17 protein-coding genes are annotated in these 18,385 nt (G+C 38.0%); 7 read left to right on the forward strand and 10 right to left on the reverse strand.

Annotated features, from left to right (window positions below):
• Position 1 precedes the first annotated feature (1 nt).
• On the forward strand, positions 2-550 hold the full coding sequence (locus I215_RS02475; RefSeq protein ID WP_008990369.1) for a Smr/MutS family protein: 549 nt from the start codon (positions 2-4) through the stop codon (positions 548-550).
• A gap of 36 nt (positions 551-586) precedes the next feature.
• Here I215_RS02475 and I215_RS02480 read toward each other — a convergent pair whose 3' ends face one another.
• Positions 587-1,429 (reverse strand): bifunctional helix-turn-helix domain-containing protein/methylated-DNA--[protein]-cysteine S-methyltransferase, encoded by an 843-nt coding sequence (locus I215_RS02480; RefSeq protein WP_008990370.1) that lies wholly within the window; start codon positions 1,427-1,429, stop codon positions 587-589.
• A gap of 90 nt (positions 1,430-1,519) precedes the next feature.
• Positions 1,520-2,434 carry a hypothetical protein gene (locus I215_RS02485; RefSeq protein WP_008990371.1) on the reverse strand — a complete coding sequence of 305 codons (915 nt, stop codon included), beginning with the start codon at positions 2,432-2,434 and terminating at the stop codon, positions 1,520-1,522.
• 92 nt (positions 2,435-2,526) lie between these two features.
• On the opposite strand from I215_RS02485, the gene I215_RS02490 reads away from it, so the two are divergent.
• Positions 2,527-3,675: a cysteine desulfurase family protein gene (locus I215_RS02490; RefSeq protein ID WP_008990372.1), complete on the forward strand. Its 1,149-nt coding sequence runs from the start codon at positions 2,527-2,529 to the stop codon at positions 3,673-3,675.
• A 312-nt stretch (positions 3,676-3,987) separates the two neighbouring features.
• The gene (locus I215_RS02495; protein WP_008990373.1) at positions 3,988-5,448 is read left to right on the forward strand and encodes a Gfo/Idh/MocA family protein; all 1,461 of its coding nucleotides are present in this window, start codon (positions 3,988-3,990) and stop codon (positions 5,446-5,448) included.
• 87 nt (positions 5,449-5,535) lie between these two features.
• Here I215_RS02495 and I215_RS02500 read toward each other — a convergent pair whose 3' ends face one another.
• Together I215_RS02500 and I215_RS02505 are read right to left on the reverse strand one after the other, a co-directional pair.
• Complete coding sequence (locus tag I215_RS02500) at positions 5,536-6,009, reverse strand: OsmC family protein (protein WP_008990374.1); 474 nt, start codon at positions 6,007-6,009, stop codon at positions 5,536-5,538.
• A 20-nt stretch (positions 6,010-6,029) separates the two neighbouring features.
• Positions 6,030-6,443: an amino acid-binding ACT domain-containing protein gene (locus I215_RS02505; protein ID WP_008990375.1), complete on the reverse strand. Its 414-nt coding sequence runs from the start codon at positions 6,441-6,443 to the stop codon at positions 6,030-6,032.
• A gap of 71 nt (positions 6,444-6,514) precedes the next feature.
• On the opposite strand from I215_RS02505, the gene I215_RS02510 reads away from it, so the two are divergent.
• Both I215_RS02510 and I215_RS02515 read left to right on the forward strand, forming a co-directional pair.
• Positions 6,515-7,201 (forward strand): ArsR/SmtB family transcription factor, encoded by a 687-nt coding sequence (locus I215_RS02510; RefSeq protein ID WP_008990376.1) that lies wholly within the window; start codon positions 6,515-6,517, stop codon positions 7,199-7,201.
• A 71-nt stretch (positions 7,202-7,272) separates the two neighbouring features.
• Positions 7,273-7,644: a hypothetical protein gene (locus I215_RS02515; RefSeq protein WP_008990377.1), complete on the forward strand. Its 372-nt coding sequence runs from the start codon at positions 7,273-7,275 to the stop codon at positions 7,642-7,644.
• Between the two features lie 78 nt (positions 7,645-7,722).
• On the opposite strand, the gene leuB is transcribed toward I215_RS02515, so the two are convergent.
• Genes leuB through I215_RS02535 form a run of 4 tightly spaced genes read right to left on the reverse strand, consistent with a single transcriptional unit; the run spans position 7,723 to position 12,055 of the window.
• Complete coding sequence (leuB, locus tag I215_RS02520; RefSeq protein WP_008990378.1) at positions 7,723-8,841, reverse strand: 3-isopropylmalate dehydrogenase; 1,119 nt, start codon at positions 8,839-8,841, stop codon at positions 7,723-7,725.
• A 10-nt stretch (positions 8,842-8,851) separates the two neighbouring features.
• Positions 8,852-9,442, reverse strand: a complete 591-nt coding sequence (gene leuD / locus I215_RS02525) for a 3-isopropylmalate dehydratase small subunit (RefSeq protein WP_008990379.1) — start codon at positions 9,440-9,442, stop codon at positions 8,852-8,854.
• A 34-nt stretch (positions 9,443-9,476) separates the two neighbouring features.
• On the reverse strand, positions 9,477-10,874 hold the full coding sequence (leuC, locus tag I215_RS02530; protein ID WP_008990380.1) for a 3-isopropylmalate dehydratase large subunit: 1,398 nt from the start codon (positions 10,872-10,874) through the stop codon (positions 9,477-9,479).
• 8 nt (positions 10,875-10,882) lie between these two features.
• A complete protein-coding gene (locus tag I215_RS02535; RefSeq protein ID WP_008990381.1) occupies positions 10,883-12,055 on the reverse strand; it encodes a 2-isopropylmalate synthase in 1,173 nt (390 codons plus the stop codon).
• Positions 12,056-12,209: 154 nt separating this feature from the next.
• On the opposite strand from I215_RS02535, the gene I215_RS02540 reads away from it, so the two are divergent.
• A complete protein-coding gene (locus tag I215_RS02540) occupies positions 12,210-13,754 on the forward strand; it encodes a hypothetical protein (protein ID WP_008990382.1) in 1,545 nt (514 codons plus the stop codon).
• A 1-nt stretch (position 13,755) separates the two neighbouring features.
• On the forward strand, positions 13,756-14,637 hold the full coding sequence (locus tag I215_RS02545; protein ID WP_008990383.1) for a DMT family transporter: 882 nt from the start codon (positions 13,756-13,758) through the stop codon (positions 14,635-14,637).
• 24 nt (positions 14,638-14,661) lie between these two features.
• Here the strand turns inward: I215_RS02545 and I215_RS02550 are convergent, their stop codons facing one another.
• Both I215_RS02550 and I215_RS02555 read right to left on the reverse strand, forming a co-directional pair.
• On the reverse strand, positions 14,662-16,485 hold the full coding sequence (locus I215_RS02550) for an ABC transporter ATP-binding protein (protein ID WP_008990384.1): 1,824 nt from the start codon (positions 16,483-16,485) through the stop codon (positions 14,662-14,664).
• 140 nt (positions 16,486-16,625) lie between these two features.
• Positions 16,626-18,344 (reverse strand): phospho-sugar mutase, encoded by a 1,719-nt coding sequence (locus I215_RS02555; RefSeq protein WP_008990385.1) that lies wholly within the window; start codon positions 18,342-18,344, stop codon positions 16,626-16,628.
• Positions 18,345-18,385 lie beyond the last annotated feature (41 nt).

The following is an 18,385-nucleotide window of genomic DNA, read 5'->3' on the forward strand; positions in this document are numbered from 1 at the left end:
CATGAAAAAGTTTGAAATAGGAGCTAAAGTAGAGGTGTTAGATGAAGCTATAAAGGGATATATCATTGCTCTTAACCAACTAAGTGCTACCATTCGTACTATTGATGGCTTTGATATGGAATTTCCTCTTGATGAGTTACTAGTTATAAAAGATGATTCTCTTAAGGTGAGTAATATAGATGTATATCATGCCTTGTCTGAAAAGCAATCAACGGAGAAAAAACGTTCTTTTGCCAAGAAGAAAAAGGAGAAATATAGCCCTGCAATGGAAGTGGACTTACATATCGAGAAGCTCACTAATACACCAAAGGGCATGGCAAATTTTGATATGTTAAACCTTCAGTTGGATACCGCAAGAAGGCAACTGGAGTTTGCTATTTCAAAGAGAATACAAAGAGTGGTTTTTATTCATGGAGTAGGCGAAGGGGTCTTAAGATCAGAGCTCTACACTCTCTTTTCAAGATATGATGGAATTAGGTACTACGATGCCAATTACAGGGAGTACGGGCTAGGCGCAACGGAGGTGTATATTCAACAAAGCACACTATAATTAGACTTTACTTTAAAGGATATGTGGTAAATAAGATCACAAATCTACTTGGGCTTGTTCCCACCCAATTATAGCCGTTTTTCGAGGGCTTTCCCATTTATATCCACCAATGACTCCAGTTGATTGAATAACACGATGACATGGAATTAAATAGGCGATGGGATTACTTCCAATAGCAGTACCTACAGCTCTCGATGCTTTTGGATTTCCAATTTGGTTGGCTAATTTGCCATAGGTGGATAGCTCACCAAAGGGGATTTTTAAAAGAGCTTCCCAAACCTTTAATTGGAATTCCGTTCCCCTAAGATGTAATGATACCTCTTCGATGGAATCGAACTTATGATTAAAGAATTGAAGTGCATTTTTTTGAAGGTTGTTAGTTTTTAACTCATAGGTTGCTTTAGGAAATTCTGCTTTTAGCTCTATAAGCGCTTTGGTCTTCTGGTGGTTAAAGGCCATATGGCAAATTCCTTTAGAGGTATTGGCCACGAGCAGGTCTCCAAATGGACTTGAATGAAAATTATAGGTAATATGCAGTTTGGCACCACCATTTTTAAATTCTCCCGGTGTCATCCCTTGTATGTTCACAAATAGGTCATGCAGCCGTGCTGTACCTGAGAATCCTGTGTCAAATGAGGTGTCAAATAGGGTAGCCTGTCGGTCTTTCAGCAACTGTTTGGCATAGTTTAGACTTATATACTGAAGAAATTTCTTTGGTGTTGTACCTGCCCATTGTTTGAAGAGTCGCTGAAAGTGGAAGGGACTAAGGTGTACAAGGGCTGCGAGCTCCTCAAGACTCGGTTGCTTTTGAAAATTTGAATTTACATAGCGTATAACTTGAGCTATGCGGTTGTAATCTAGTTCTTGTTGTGTGTTCATTCTTTTTTGAATTTAACACTGTAAAGATCACAGCTCACAAGGGAATAAAAAATACGATTCTTGCGTTTTTTTTAAAACGAGTAATTAACTTTATTCATTCACAGGGTTCTCAATGATATAGGTTCCAAAGATATACTCTTCCACATCATATTTAATTTCTTCACTTCCGTTTTCCAACTGGAATCCGTCAACAAAGCTAATAACATTGGTGTAGATTTGTTTATAGCTGTTTTTACGCTTTATGATTTCATTGGTTCCTGCAACAGCAGTAACAGATGTTAGATAATTTGGAACGGCAACCCCGTCGATTATGGTAGTGTCATTTGCTGGATTCCCATCTCCGTTTAAATCTTCATCAATGGTTAAAATTCCGTCGTTGTCATCGTCAGGATCTAAGTGATTTGGAATACCATCCCCATCGGTATCTCTAAATACGGGTACCCCATCGACAATATCAATTTCTTCAGATGTTGGCACATTGTCACCGTCATCATCCAGATCTAAGTAATCAGGGAAAGCATCACCATCGGTGTTTTGTGAGTTAGCCTTGTCGATTGTTCCATCCTCTAATACTACGGCACCTTCATCGGTAAAAGGAATGCCATCTTCATCATCTTCAATTAAAGTGGTCACTACCTGGATCGTACCGCTACGGGCATACCATTCTTCGGTAACTTGTGGTGTTGTAGGCGGGATATTCTGGCAAAAATAGTCTGAACTTACCTTGTCATCAAAGATGCGATAGAGTACCTTTACGGATGTATTGTTGATGGTGAATCGCGTTGTATCAACTTGGTTTTCGATATTACTTAAAAAACTTCCGTCATTTCCATTTAGTTCTAAGATCAATGCCTCAGTTCCAGTTTCAGAGATCTTATACAAGGTGAGCTGACCGCATGCATTGTCGATTTCAGTACTGTCGAAGCTGAATTCTTCTATAATAAAATCACCGTCATCACAACTAAAGATAAGCAGCGTTAGAACTAAAAATAAAATATTCCTCATCACCTGAATTTTAAGCTTTAGCAAATGTAACACAACTCAGTTTATAACGAAATTTATTGTGAATAATTTTAATTAAAAGTAATTTTGCTAGCATGCAAAAAGTGTATTTAGATAGCGCTGCAACAACGCAGCCTAGACCAGAAGTAATCGCTAAAATGCAAGATGCATTGGCGAATTTTTACGGAAACCCTTCTTCCACCCACAGTTTTGGTAGAGCGGCTAAAACTCAAATTGAGAAAGCGCGAAAAACCATTGCAAAGCAATTAAATGCTAGCCCATCTGAGATCATTTTCACCTCTGGAGGAACAGAGGCAGATAATATGATTTTAACAAGTGCTGTCATTGATTTAGGTGTTAAACACATAGTGACTTCAAAAATTGAACATCACGCGGTTTTACATACTGTTGAGGCTTTGCAAGTTACTTATGGGATAAAGGTTTCCTATGTGAACTTAGATGAATTTGGATCCCCAGATATAGAGGATCTAAAATCCATATTACAAACCACCGCCGAGAAAACATTGGTGAGTTTAATGCATGTAAACAATGAAATTGGGAATATGATTGACATCGATGCATTTGCGCACCTGTGTAAAGAGTATCAAGTATATTTTCATTCGGACACGGTTCAATCCATTGGGCATTGGGAGTGGGACTTATCCAAAACTCCAGTTGACTTTTTAACCGCAGCGGCCCACAAGTTTCATGGGCCTAAAGGAGTTGGATTTGCCTTTATCAGAAAGAATATACCCTTAAAACCTATGATTCATGGTGGAGAGCAGGAGCGAGGTTTTAGAGCTGGGACTGAGCCTTTTCACAATATAGTAGGTCTGGAGACCGCCTTTATTTTGGCCTATGAAAACCTTGAAGAGGAGCGGAACTATGTTACGGAGTTAAAGACCTACTTTATGGATCGTTTACAAAAGGAAATTCCTGGAGTGAAATTTAATGGATATAGCGGTGATAACTCAAAAAGCACTTATACACTGGTCAATGTATGTTTGCCTCTTAGCCCAGAGCAAGGAGCCTTGTTATTGTTTCAACTTGATCTTAAAGGAATAAGTTGCTCTAAAGGAAGTGCATGTCAAAGTGGAAGTGATTCAGGTTCTCATGTCCTAAACGAGATCTTAAGTAAAGATGATTTAGATAAGCCATCGATCCGATTTTCCTTTTCCAAGTTTAATACCAAAGAGGAGTTGGATTATGTAATAGCTTGTTTAATGGAATACATTGAAAAGTAATATTTAGAGCTAACTTGTAGAAATAAATTCTTGTTTGCCTTTTGTAATCATCAATTTGGGTCAAAGAGGTAAACAAGAATTTTTGGTTTCCAACCTTTGCTTTAATGTGACTGTTAGCCTATTAGGCATCAAAGAGCATCTGTGTTCATTTTTAAAGCTATTCCCTAATTTTTGTCTTAAAAATTATAAGAAGTATATTATTTTACTATCTTTAAAGCGTAATTATAAATTTACATTTTACTTTTTATTCTTTCGAATAATCTCCTAAAACGTTTTAGGGAACTATAAATACAACTTTAATCGTAATTAATTATGAAGCAAAAGAATTCTCATTCTTCTAGTTCAAGGAGAAAATTTATTAAAACCACAGCCCTCGCTTCTTCCTTTATGATCGTGCCTAGGCATGTTTTAGGAGGAGTAGGGTTCGTAGCTCCTAGCGACCAACTCAACATCGCTGCGATCGGTGCGGGGGGTAAAGGACACTCTGATATTGTAAATGCCTCGGTGGGGGGAAGAGAACGTGTGATAGCACTATGTGATGTCGATTTTTCTGGATCTGCGGCCAAAACCGTTGAAAAGTTTCCTAAAGCAAAACTGTATGCTGACTTTAGAGAAATGTTGGATAAGGAAAAGGATTTAGATGCCGTAACTATTTCGACTCCTGATCACGTTCACGGACCAGCAGCTAAATACGCCATGGAACGAGGAAAACATGTTTATGTTCAAAAACCGATGACCCACAATATTCGGGAGGCAAGAATGCTTACTCAATTGGCTCGTGAAGAAAAGATAGTGACCCAGATGGGGAACCAAGGAGCTTCGAATCCTCTGCATAAAATGGTTCAAGGTTGGATCGACTCTGGTAAATTGGGTAAGATTTCCAAGGTGGAGGTATGGACCAACAGGCCAGTATGGCCACAAGGAGGAGCTATGCCTAAACCAGATCCAAGTCAGAAACCCGATGCTTTGAATTGGGATTTGTGGTTAGGGCCTGCAAAGCAAACTCCTTATATCCCAAATATCCATCCTTTTAATTGGCGTGGTTGGTGGGATTACGGAACAGGAGCACTTGGTGATGTTGGTTGTCATTTAATTGACATACCTTTTAGATCTCTTGGTCTTATGTATCCTACGGCCGCAGAATGTAGCGTGAGTTCTGTATATTCTCAAATGTGGACTCCAGATTATCACCCAGATGGATGTCCACCTTCATCGTTTATTACTTTAAATTTTGATGCTACAGAGAAATCTAATTCTCCGATTGTAATGACCTGGAGTGATGGAGGAATTCGTCCTTCACATCCGGATATTATACCAGCGGATAGCGATATCGGTGGTAGTGAAAGTGCTAACGGTGTTTTAATTCACGGGGAAAACGGGATCATTTCTACCAATATTAATGATAGTTCGCCTATGATGCCAAAGCTCTACTTAAATGATGGTACAACAGAATTTGGACCAGAAGGAGATGTAATGGAAGAGCCAGAGTACGGACACCACCGTAAATGGGTGGATGCTTGTAAGGCTGGATTTAACTCTAAAGAACACAAAGGTCTGACCTCTTCATTTGACTACGCAGGCCCTATGACTGAAACTGTTCTAATGGGTAACCTAGCCATCCGAAGTTATATGCTTAGAAAAGAGACCGGGAATAAGGTTCAATATTATGGTCGTAAAAAACTACTGTGGGATGGTGATAATATGAAAATTACTAACCTAGAACAGGCGAATCAGTTTGTAACTAGAGAGTATCGTAAGGGATGGGAGATGTAAAACATTCCAATATTATATAAAAAAATGCGGAACCTTGTTTTTGGGAGTTCCGCATTTTTTTTAACCTTTTATGTTTGACTGATCCACCTACTGTATTGCCTGACAAATAGCATTGTGTTGAACGGAAAAATTAACTGAGTTTGCGATGAAACATTTTTGATTTGCTTGCCCGTGTAGTTCATGCGCTTTGTCTATCATAGATTTCTTACTTACCACAACCGTTGGATTTAACATTACCTGGGTGAATTTTCCACTCCCATCGCTGCTTTCTTCCATAGTACCCATTGCTTGATCCGTATAGCGAGTTACCTGAACCCCATTTACTGCACACAGATGCAAATACCATAACATGTGACAAGAAGAAAGAGACGATAAAAATAGCTCCTCTGGATTGTATTTAGTAGGATCCCCTCTAAAGGACGGGTCCGATGAACCGTGAATTATTGGTTTTCCATTGGTTTCTATAGTATGGCTTCTTTCAAAAGCCTTATAATTGCTGGTGCCTGTTCCTTGATTTCCAGTCCACCGTAGGGTGGTGGTGTAATGGTGCTGTTTGCTCATATTTAAAAAATAGTTTTTGTTTATATACTATATTCTTGACCTCCCCACCATGTTTTCATCCACTGATCTGCAATTTTCTTACCAACTAAAGGCTTATCTACTACTAGAATTAACTGGTTTTGATGATCACTATATTGGTGTAGTATCTGCACCTTTGCCTCGGCTAACTCCGAACAAAATCGCCCTAATTGTCCTGGGATGTCTTGCCTAAGCTTTAGGATAAGTACTCCGTTTATTCCAAGAACTTTAATCCCATTACTTTGGAGTGTAAATTTAGCTTTATTAGCATTTTCCACCAAAAAATGAGCTATACAAATATCGCCCACAGTAAATACCCCTCCACCTTCTAAACTAATATTATTTTCGCCCAATAATTTACCTAGTCGAGCTAGTTGACCGACCTTATTTTCAAGTAAAATTTCTAAATCTTTCATTTTTTAATGTATTTGAATTTTGGGTAAAAATAAAATAGGTTTTACTTTTATACTTCATTAAAGAATGAACTATGAGTGAATCTAATTTTGTCCAACTAACTGCCTTAGTATGTGAACCGGTAAGGGCTAAAGTATTGTGGAAACTACTTGATGGAAAGGCCTATACAGCTACTGAACTCGCTCATTGGGTTGATGTGTCGCCAACATCCATTAGCAATCATCTCAATAAATTACTCAAAGCAGAGGTTCTAAAAGTAGTACCCTCTGGTAGGTATCGTTATTATAGTTTTGCAAATTCTCAAGTGGCTTATGCCATCGAATCTTTGGCTAACCTAGTTCCAGAAGACACCCAGGATAAGAAGCGGAAAAAAGATTCCAAATCTGGGGTTACCTACTGTAGAAGTTGTTATGATCATTTGGCAGGATATGTAGGAGTTACCCTCACCCAAGCGATGGTTAAAAGAGGATATTTAAAACCCAGCGGTAAGGATTTTTTAGTGAGTTCTCAGGGGTGGGAGTGGTTAGCCTTAATTGGCATAGAGAAGTCTTATTTCTTAAACAGTCGTAGACCTTTAGCCAGACAATGCTTAGATTGGTCAGAGCGTCGAGCTCATTTAGCGGGACATTTGGGAGCGGTTTTCTTGGAAAAGGGTCGTGAAAACCATTGGTTTAAATCTGTAAAGTTTTCCAGAGAGCTTATTATAACCTCTAAGGGGAGGCAAGAACTTTACGCGCTGTTGGATTTGGATTTTCAATAGAAATCCAATTAAAACTTAATATAGAATTTCCTTATAATTTCTGTATATTTAACCCTTTAAACCCTATAGAGATGAAAAAGATTGGACTTACTATTTTAGGAGTATTGGTACTTGGAATCGGTGGATATTTCCTTATAAATGAAAAAACAAGCTGGGCTGACTCGGAAACATTAGATGGTTATGATAGCAAAGCTGCAGCAGAAAAAACCCCAGTGGAGAGTTTTGATACGGCAGTTCCTCCTGTGCAACAACCAATTCAAAGTGCCGCAGGTGTGAATCCACCACACGGTCAACCAGGACATAGGTGTGATATTGCTGTTGGAGCGCCACTAGGTGGAAATAGTATGCTTGGTAATGATACATCTGTTAACCTAAACCCACCTCATGGGCAAGCTGGTCATCGATGTGATATTGCTGTTGGAGCTCCACTACCAAACAGTTAAAACAAGACAAAATAAGTTTAAAAATATAAAACCCCGACCTAAATCGGGGTTTTACAATAATAACTGGTCTTTGGTTGTTTAAATAATAGTCGATTGACCGTAATCGATATTCTCTTGGTTGTAATTTGTAATTTCTTCAGAGTTAGCGATATAGTCAGCTATGAAGTCACCTACTTTGGTAGTGGTGTATTTGCTACTAGGATCTAAGTCTGTGGTTACAACCTTTAACTCTAACGCTTTTTCAACCGCATTGTGAATTGCCTTAGCTTCTTCATAAAGTTTAAAGTGTTCTAAAAGCATTGCAGCCGATAGGATAGAAGCAATTGGATTGGCGATGTCTTTTCCTTTAGCCTGTGGGAACGAACCGTGTATTGGTTCGAACATGGAATGATCTTCCCCTACTGATGCCGAGGCTAACAATCCTATAGATCCTCCTATAACACTACCTTCGTCAGATATAATATCTCCAAACATGTTTTCTGTAAGAATCACATCAAACTGATTTGGATTTAAAATCATCTGCATAGCTGCATTATCTACAAATAGAAAATCTAGGGTGATATCCGGATAACTTTCCCCAATTTTGGTTACCACCTTTCTCCATAAACGAGACGTTTCAAGTACATTAGCTTTATCAACTAATGTTAACTTTTTCTTTCTTGCACGGGCAGCTTTAAAAGCCAAGTGTGCGATTCTTTCAATTTCAAAATCAGAGTACTCACATAAATCTGATGCTACAGTACCTTCCTCATTTAATTTCTTCTCACCAAAATAAATACCTCCAGTGAGTTCTCTATAGATGGTAAGGTCAGTTCCATTAATACGGTCTTCCTTTAAAGGGGACTTGTCAATAAGGGTAGGGTAGGCCTTAATAGGACGTATGTTAGTAAAAAGCCCTAATGACTTTCTAAGTTTTAAAAGCCCTTGCTCTGGTCGAACCTTCGCAGAAGGGTCATTGTCGTATTTAGGGTCGCCGATCGCTCCAAAAAGTACTGCGTCAGTTTCTAAACATACCTTAAGGGTTTTCTCCGGTAGAGGATCCCCAGTTTGATCAATGGCAGCAGCTCCGACTACTGCGTCCTTAAATGTGAAGTTATGATTGTAAACCTCACCTATAGCGTTTAATGTTTTAATCGCTTGTTGCGTAACCTCAGGCCCAATACCATCACCAGCAAGTACTGCAATATTTAAATCCATAAATCTTGTGTTATATAGTTCTTGAAGCTTCGAAGGCTTCAATTTTATCTTTGTTGCTCACTAAAAAATCGATGTCATCATACCCATTGATTAGACACATTTTCTTGTAGGCGTCAATCTCAAATGATTCTTTGATATCTGTATCTTTAAGTGCAATATATTGTTCTTCCAGATTGACGATTAACTCAGCACTTGGATCGTTTTGTATGTGCGTAAGCATGTTTTTTAATACCTCAGGACTCACCTGAATAGGAACCAAACCATTATTTAGTGCATTGCCTTTAAAAATATCAGCAAAGTAACTAGATACAATGACCTTAAATCCATAATCTGCTAGTGCCCAAGCGGCATGCTCTCGGCTACTTCCACAACCGAAGTTATCTCCTGCTACTAGGATTTGACCTCCAAATGTCGTATCGTTTAATACAAAATCTTTGTTGACACTTGAATCACTATTATATCGCCAGTCTCTAAAGAGATTCTCACCAAATCCAAGTTTACTTGTGGCTTTTAAAAAACGAGCCGGTATAATTTGATCGGTGTCTATATTTTCTATCGGCAAAGGTACTGCCGTTGTGGTAAGTGTTTTAAATTTCTCCATTTTATTTTCCTAAAATCCGGTACTAATTTTCAAGTTATACCAATTCCAATTCTTCTTTTTCCTGGGATACATCTACGATCTTTCCGGCAATCGCAGTTGCCACAGCAACTAGTGGGCTTGCTAGGATAGTTCGTGCACCTTGGCCTTGTCTACCTTCAAAGTTTCGATTGGAGGTCGATACGCAGTATTCACCAGCTGGGATCTTATCTTCATTCATACCCAAACAAGCAGAACATCCACTTTGTCTAATTTCAAATCCTGCCGCTTCAAAGGCTTCTTGTATACCTTCGTCTTTAATTTGTTTGGCCACTTGTTGAGAACCAGGAACAATTAAGGCGTTGACATTTGCTGCCTTTTGTTTTCCTTTTATATAATTAGCCGCTATACGAAAATCTTCAATTCTAGAGTTTGTACAACTACCTATAAATACGTAATTAATTGGTTTTCCTAGTAGTTTTTCACCTTTTTTAAGCCCCATATAGTCCAATGATTTTTCAAAAGAAACATCATTTTTCTCTGGAATAGAATCTGTGATTTTCATTCCCATTCCTGGGTTGGTACCATAGGTAACCATTGGTTCTATTTCAGAGGCGTCAAAATTGTATTCTTTATCAAAACTTGCATCTGGATCTGTAGGTAAGGTTTTCCAGTAGGCTACTTTTTTGTCAAACTCTTCACCTTTTGGTGCAAATTCACGACCCTTTACATATGCATAGGTCGTTTCATCAGGAGCAATCATTCCACCACGGGCGCCCATTTCAATACTCATATTACAAACCGTCATTCGGCCTTCCATACTCATATTTTCAAAAACATCACCAGCGTATTCTACAAAATATCCAGTCCCTGAATTGGTGCCTAGCTGAGCGATGATATAAAGAATAACATCTTTAGGAAGTACCCCTTTTTTTAATTTGCCATTTACACTAATTCGCATGCTTTTTGGTTTTGACATCAAAAGGCATTGGCTTGCAAAAACCTGAGCAACTTGGCTGGTACCAATACCAAAGGCAATGGTTCCAAAAGCCCCATGCGTGGAGGTGTGGCTATCACCACAAACCATTGTCATTCCAGGTTGCGTGATTCCAAGTTCAGGAGCTATAACGTGAACAATCCCTTGATAAGGATGTCCAAGTCCGTATAATGTAACATTGTGTTTTTGACAATTCTTGGAAAGCATTTCTACCTGTTTTTTAGACAAAAGGTCTTGTATTGGTAGATGCTGATCCTTTGTTGGCACGTTGTGATCTGCGGTAGCAACTATTTGATCTTTTCTAAAAAGAGGAATGTTGCGCTGTTCGAGTTCATCAAATGCCTGAGGACTGGTTACCTCGTGTATTAAATGTTTGTCGATATATAATATTTGTGGTCCGTTGTCCACCTGATGGACCACATGCTGGTCCCAAACTTTATCAAATAATGTCTTTCCCATTACCTTCCCTACGCTATTACTTTTATATCAATTTTACTAATTTCAATGATCTGATGAATATCCTGATCAAGTACTTCTTTTTTGGTATCTGCAAAGGTTAAAAATTCTTCATATACTTTATCTAATTGCAACTTGGTTAATTCATAACCTACTTTTTTAGCTCTGTAAGCTAAAGCAGCTCTACCACTTCTTGCAGTCAATACGATGGAAGATTCATTCACACCGACTTCTGCAGGGTCAATGATCTCATAAGTCTCTCTGTTTTTAATCACCCCATCTTGATGGATTCCTGAACTGTGTGCAAATGCATTGGCTCCAACAATTGCTTTGTTTGGTTGAACCATCATTCCCATATGTTCAGAGACCATTCTACTGGTATCATATAAAAGTTTTGAATTAATACCTGTATCAATGCCGAGATTCGGATGCTGTCTCATGATCATAACTACTTCTTCTAAAGAGGTGTTTCCTGCTCTCTCTCCAATCCCGTTTATCGTACATTCGATTTGACGAGCACCGTTGATTACACCTGCAATGGAGTTGGCTGTTGCAAGCCCTAGGTCATTATGACAATGGCAAGATAAAATAGCCCTGTCAATACCAGTAACATTTTCTTTTAGATATTTTATCTTTGCTCCATATTCTTCTGGAAGACAATACCCTGTAGTATCAGGAATGTTTAGAACTGTAGCTCCTGCCTTAATAACTGCCTCACATACGCGCGCTAAGAACTCATTGTCTGTGCGCCCAGCATCTTCTGCATAAAATTCAACATCCTCCACAAAACTTTTAGCATATTTTACCGCTGCAACTGCTCGCTCTATAATATCTTCAGGAGTGGTTTTGAATTTGTATTTTATGTGCGATTCAGAGGTTCCGATTCCCGTGTGAATACGAGGTCTTACGGCTCCTTTAATGGCCTCAGCAGCCACTTCAATGTCTTTTCGAACCGAACGTGTTAACCCACATACAGTGGCATTTTTTACAACCTTTGAAATCTCAACCACTGATTTAAAATCACCTGGACTAGAAATCGGAAACCCGGCTTCTATCACATCGACTCCCAACTCATCAAGACGCTTGGCAATGATAAGCTTTTGTTCTGTGTTCAACTTACATCCAGGGACCTGTTCTCCGTCTCTTAATGTGGTGTCAAAGATTTGGACTTTTTCTTTACTCATCTTGATTTTTTAATGTAATTTCAGATTTTGAATTACGAATGTATATCTTGTTCACGTAATTTGTTGTTCCCTTAACTATTTCTTTACAATGTTTAAGGTAACTTTTATGAGTTAAATTATCTGATTATCAATTAATTGAATTTTTTTTATTACAATGACAAGTCACCAAAAAGACACTTTATTTATACTGATTAAATCCTTGTCAAAGTCCGAAAAACGACAATTTAAGTTATACGTAAATAGATTAGGAGTTAATGCGGATGCTAAATTTCTTGCCCTTTTTAATTTATTAGATAAGATGCAGGACTATAAGGAAGGTGAAATTCTAAAAAGTGGCATCGTAAAAAAGCAACAACTTTCCAATCTTAAGGCGCATCTTTACAAGCAAATTCTGGTGAGTTTACGTCTAAATCCTGTAAATCAGAATGTCCGATTGCAGATAAGGGAACAATTGGACTTTGCCACCATTCTTTATCACAAAGGTTTATATAAGCAAAGTTTAAAAATTTTAGATAAAGCCAAGGCCCAAGCCATCGCTTATCAAGAAAAGGTTGTCGCTTATGAGATTGTCGAACTCGAGAAGGTAATTGAGACGCAATACATCACAAGAAGTATAAGTGGTAGGGCAGATGAGTTAGCAGTTCAGGCTAAAGAACTTAGTCTTCAAAATGTTTTAACTAGTAAGCTTTCTAATTTATCGTTGCAGCTATATGGAATTATGCTTCGATTTGGATATGTCAAGAGTGACAAGGAATACAAGTGGGTGACTGATTATTACAAGGCTCATATGCCAAAATTTAAACTCTCTGATTTAGATTTTAGGGAGAAACTTTGGTTGTATAAAGCGCAACTTTGGTATAGCTTTTTAACTCAAGACTTTCTATCGTGTTATAAATATGCCTTAAGATGGGTAACGCTTTTTTATGACAATGAAAGCATGATTTATCTCAATCCAGTATTTTATCTTAAAGGTGTTAATTATCTCCTAGATTCGATGTTCTATATTAAATATCGATCTGAGTTTGAAGAGTCTTTAGAGCGCTTACAGCACACCATTGCAGACCCTAAGTTTCCACGTAACGACAACTTAGAGGTACTCTCTTTCTTTTGTATCTATGGTAATAAGCTCAATCTTTACTTTATGAGTGGTGACTTTGAGAATGCCCAGCATTTAGAAAAGGATATATTAAATGGTATTAAACGCTATGAAGATAAGATTGATGAGCATCATGTAATGGTGTTGTATTATAAATTGGCTTGTATGTATTTTGGTATGGGTGATAATAAAATGTGTATCCAATACCTTAAAAAAATCATCAATAACAAGCAGCTGACTATGCGTGAAGACTTAATGTGCTTTGCTAGGGTTTTAAGTCTAGTGGCACATTATGAAGCTGGGATGGATTATCACCTAGAGGTGCAATTAAAGAGTACATATAAGTTCCTTCTGAAGATGAACGATTTGCATGAGGTTCAAAAGGAGATGATAAAATTCTTGAGAAACCTCGGAGAGATTTATCCGCATGAACTTAAGGATGAGTTTAAAAAATTACATGCTAGACTTAAGAAGTTCGAAGATCACCCCTATGAAAAAAGAGCCTTTTTATACCTAGACATTATTTCCTGGTTGGAGAGCAAAATTGAAAATCGATCGGTAGGAGATATAATCAAAGAGAAGGCCAAAAAACTAAACCGTTAATTTGTCTGCACAGAAAAATCACCTCAAGCAGGTAGCCCAATTAAACTTTGCAATTATTTGCATTAGTACCTCGGGGGTGTGGGGGCGTTACATAAGTCTTGAACCAGAACAAATTATATTTTATAGAGCTCTTTTGTCACTGGTTTTTGTGTATTTGGTTTGTCGGGTAAATAACCAGAGTTTAAAACTTGCAAAAGGCAAAGATACCTACACAGTTTTTTGGTGCGGATTGTGTTTTGGAATACATTGGGTGACTTATTTTTATGCCTTAAGCCTTTCTAGTGTAGCCATTGGAATGCTTGCCATTTATACCTATCCAGTGATAACTTCTTTTTTGGAACCCCTATTGTTAAAGACTTCGTTTGAGAAATCGCATCTTGTTTTGGGTGTACTTGTGATAACGGGTGTGTATTTTTTGGTTCCTGATATTGATTTTTCTAATTCACAATTTGTGGCGGTGTGTTTAGGGATTATTTCTGCATTCTTTTATGCCATTAGAAACATTATGATTAAACCCAAGGTGGCGCGTTATAATGGCTCAGTGCTGATGATGTATCAATTACTTGTTATTAGCATACTGATGGCTCCACTTTTGTATTTTACAAATTACGACAAACTTTATACCGCTTTACCAGGTATTGTGTTCTTAGCTTTAATTACTACCACTCTTGGACATACCTTATTATTGAAAAGCTTTAAATACTTCAGCGCTACAACAGCTAGTATTATGAGTAGTGTTCAGCCTATATATGGTATTATTATGGGCATGCTGTTTTTAGGAGAATTTCCTGCTTGGCATACCCTTATAGGAGGAGCACTCATCCTTACTGCTGTAGGGATTGAAAATATTAGAACCTTTAAAGCCTCTAGCAGTAAGAGGTAAATTCTAAACTCTTGTTTTGTGTTTTTAACCAAAAGATTGCATGTTTACCAGTTTTTGATAAACGCCATTTTTGTCCATTAATTCCTGGTGAGTTCCTTGTTCTACGATGACGCCTTTTTGCATCACCGCGATAAGGTCTGCATTTTGTATGGTGGAGAGTCGGTGTGCAATAACGATGGAAGTCCTATTTCTCATCATATTTTCAAGTGCATCCTGTACTAGTTTTTCGCTCTCTGTATCTAAGGCAGAAGTGGCCTCATCGAGAATCATTATTGGTGGGTTTTTAAGAACAGCTCTAGCAATGGATAGTCGTTGCTTTTGTCCACCACTTAACTTACCACCTGCATCACCGATCGAGGTTTGAAACCCATGTGGCAATTCATTGATAAATTCAAGGGCGTTGGCAATTTTTGCTGCGTGTTCTACTTCTTCTGGAGTAGCATCTAATTTACCAATGCGAATATTGTTCTCGATTGTGTCATTAAAGAGAATGGAGTCTTGGGTTACAATACCCATGAGTCCTCGAAGACTCTTTAAAGAAAGCTCTTTTATATTATGCCCATCGATTTCTATACTACCGCTATTGACATCGTAAAAACGAGTCACCAAATTGGCGATAGTACTTTTTCCACTTCCTGATTGTCCTACAAGTGCTACCGTTTTACCTTTAGGAATAGTTAAATTAAAATCCTTTAACACATAATCCTCTTCATACTTAAAGGAAATGTGGTTTAAATTAATTTGGTCCTCAAAATCTGTCTTAACAATGGCATTTGCAGCGTCTTTAATGCTGTTTTCTGTCTCTAGTACCTCTAGGACACGCTCAGCAGCAGCGTTTCCTTTTTTAACCCCGTATGACGCTTTACTAATGGCTTTGGCAGGCGTTAGGATATTATAAGCAAGCCCCATATAAGCTATGAAAGAGGAAGGATCTAAGGTCTCGGTGATAAGGACCATACGGCCTCCAAACCACAATAAGATACCGATCACCAAAATTCCTAAGAATTCACTAGTAGGGGAGGCGAGGTTCTGACGATTGAGAAGGCTATTGGAGAATTTGTAAAAACGACCAGTGGAGTTTTTAAAGTGGTTTATAAATCTATTCTCGGCATTAAATGCCTTGATGACTCTTAATCCACCGAGAGTCTCCTCAATGATAGATAAAAAGTAACCCTGTTCTTTTTGAACGTTGTCAGATTGCTTTTTAAGTGACTTACCAATTCTAGAAATTAGTAAGCCAGAAATAGGTATAAAGATAAACACGAAGAGCGTTAACTCTACACTAATCCCAAACATAACTACAATGGTAAATAGTATGGTTAGAGGTTCTCTGATTATTAATTCTAATATGGATAAGAAGGAGTGCTGTATCTCTAGGACATCTGACGTGATTCTTGCAATTACATCTCCTTTTCTTTTTTCTGTATAATATGATACTGGAAGTTGTACAACCTTACTATAGAGGCTGTTTCTAATGTCCTTTAATACACCATTTCTTAAGAAGGTGATAAAGTACATTGCCAGGTAATTAAATAGATTTTTCAATAAGAATAATGAAATAACCAAGGAAATCACTAATACCAAGGCTTTCATCTTATCATCACCAGCGTACTGGGTTGTCCAATAATTTAAATAATTAAATACGTAGTCTTTAAAATTGCCAATACGATCCAAGTTAGGTGGTACAGTAACAGGTTTTGTTTGTCCGAACAACACATTTAACATTGGTATGAGTGCCAAAAAAGACAGTGAGCTAAATAACGCGTAGAGGATATTAAAAAAAATGTTGAGAAACCCGTATTTTTTATACGGTAACGCAAAACGTAATATTTTTTTGAAGTAGTTCATAAATATTTAGCGATTCTATTATTTAACACTATTGTGTATTTGGTGTAAGGGTGCAAATTTACATTTTATTATAACAAAGCCCGTTGCTTAGAACGGGCTATTTTTTTATTGTTGTTTTTTGCATCTATGATTCAAATGCTTTAATCAAGTGGTAGATCCTTAATAATGCGATCAATTTTTTGATTCAGTGCACCAATTGCTTGATCGTAATTTTCAGCATTTTCTAATTGTCCTTTGACACTGAAGTAAAACTTAATCTTTGGTTCAGTTCCACTTGGTCTTGCGGCAATCTTACTACCATCTTCTGTATAATAGATCAGTACATTGGATTTAGGAATATCCATAATCTCAGTGGTGGAAGTTTCAACATTTAATCGTGTTGAATTCGCATAATCTTCTATACGAATCACCCTAGAGCCATCAAGAGATTTTAGTGGGTTTTCCCGTAATTGGATCATCATTTGCTTGATTTGATCTGCACCACTGATTCCTTTTTTAGTCAGGGAGATCAGTTTTTCATAATATAGTCCCATTTCTAGGTAACATTCGATAAGGTCCTTGTAAAATGAGCTTCCGTTGGACTTGGCACTTGCAGCTATCTCACAGGCCAACAATGCAGCTGTTATAGCGTCTTTGTCTCGAACAAAATCGCCTACCATAAACCCAAAGCTTTCTTCTCCCCCTCCTATAAATTGCTGATTCGGATAATCGACTATCATCTTTGCGATCCATTTAAATCCAGTCAGAGCCTCTCGGTACTTCACCTGGTAGTTCTCTGCGAGCACCTTCATCATAGGTGTAGATACGATGGTAGAGGCAATGTATTGATTCCCGTTAATTTTTCCATCCTTCTTCCAGTTCTCAAGAAGAAAACGTGTCATTAGGATCATGGTCTGATTACCGTTTAGCAAGGTCATTTTGCCATTGTTGTCACGAACTGCAATACCAAGGCGGTCACCATCTGGATCGGTTCCAATAACCATGTCCGCATTTAACTCATCGGCTAATGTAATTGCCAGGGCTAAAGCCTCAGGTTCCTCCGGATTAGGAGAGGCTACGGTAGGAAAATCTCCATCAGGTTTGGCTTGACTCTCCACAATATGGACATTCTTATAACCGGCCCGTTTTAAAACCTCTGGTAAAAGTGTGATGGATGTTCCGTGTAATGAGGTAAAGACAATGGAGAAATCATCCTTGTTTTTAGCGCCAAAACCAGCGTTGGCTACACTGGCATTAATAAAAGCTTCGTCAATTTCTTTGTCAATATATTGGATTAAGTCTTCATTGCTTTTAAAATTAATATCCGCAAAGGAAAGCTTCTCAATCTCCTGTATGATTTGATGGTCGTGTGGAGGTACAATTTGACCGCCATCCTGCCAATATACCTTATACCCGTTGTATTCTGGTGGGTTATGGGAGGCGGTAAGTACAATTCCACAATGACAGTTAAGATATTTTAATGCAAAGGAAAGCTCTGGAGTAGGGCGAAGGTCAGAAAACAAATAGACTTTAATTCCATTGGCGGAAAACACATCAGCAACCACCTTAGCCAAGGTGTCACTGTTGTGACGGCAATCATAGGCAATAGCCACTTTTAGTTGTTCGCCAGGGAACTGTTGCTTTAAATAATTACTGATCCCTTGGGTGTTTTTACCTAAGGTATATTTGTTGATTTTATTAGTTCCTGCTCCCATGGTACCACGCATGCCTCCAGTACCAAATTCTAAATTCTTGTAAAACCGCTCTCTTAGTTCATCGGGATCCTTGTCAATTAGCAGTTGTACTTCTTCTCTTGTTTGAGGATCAAAGGTGTCAGCTAACCAAGCTGAAGCATTTTTGATGATTTCTTCTATTTCCATCTGTTGTACATATTTTTAAATACCTTAGGGAGTGAAAGTTT

This window comes from Galbibacter marinus (genome assembly GCF_000300875.1).
In the GTDB taxonomy this organism is placed as follows: Bacteria; Bacteroidota; Bacteroidia; order Flavobacteriales; family Flavobacteriaceae; genus Galbibacter; species Galbibacter marinus.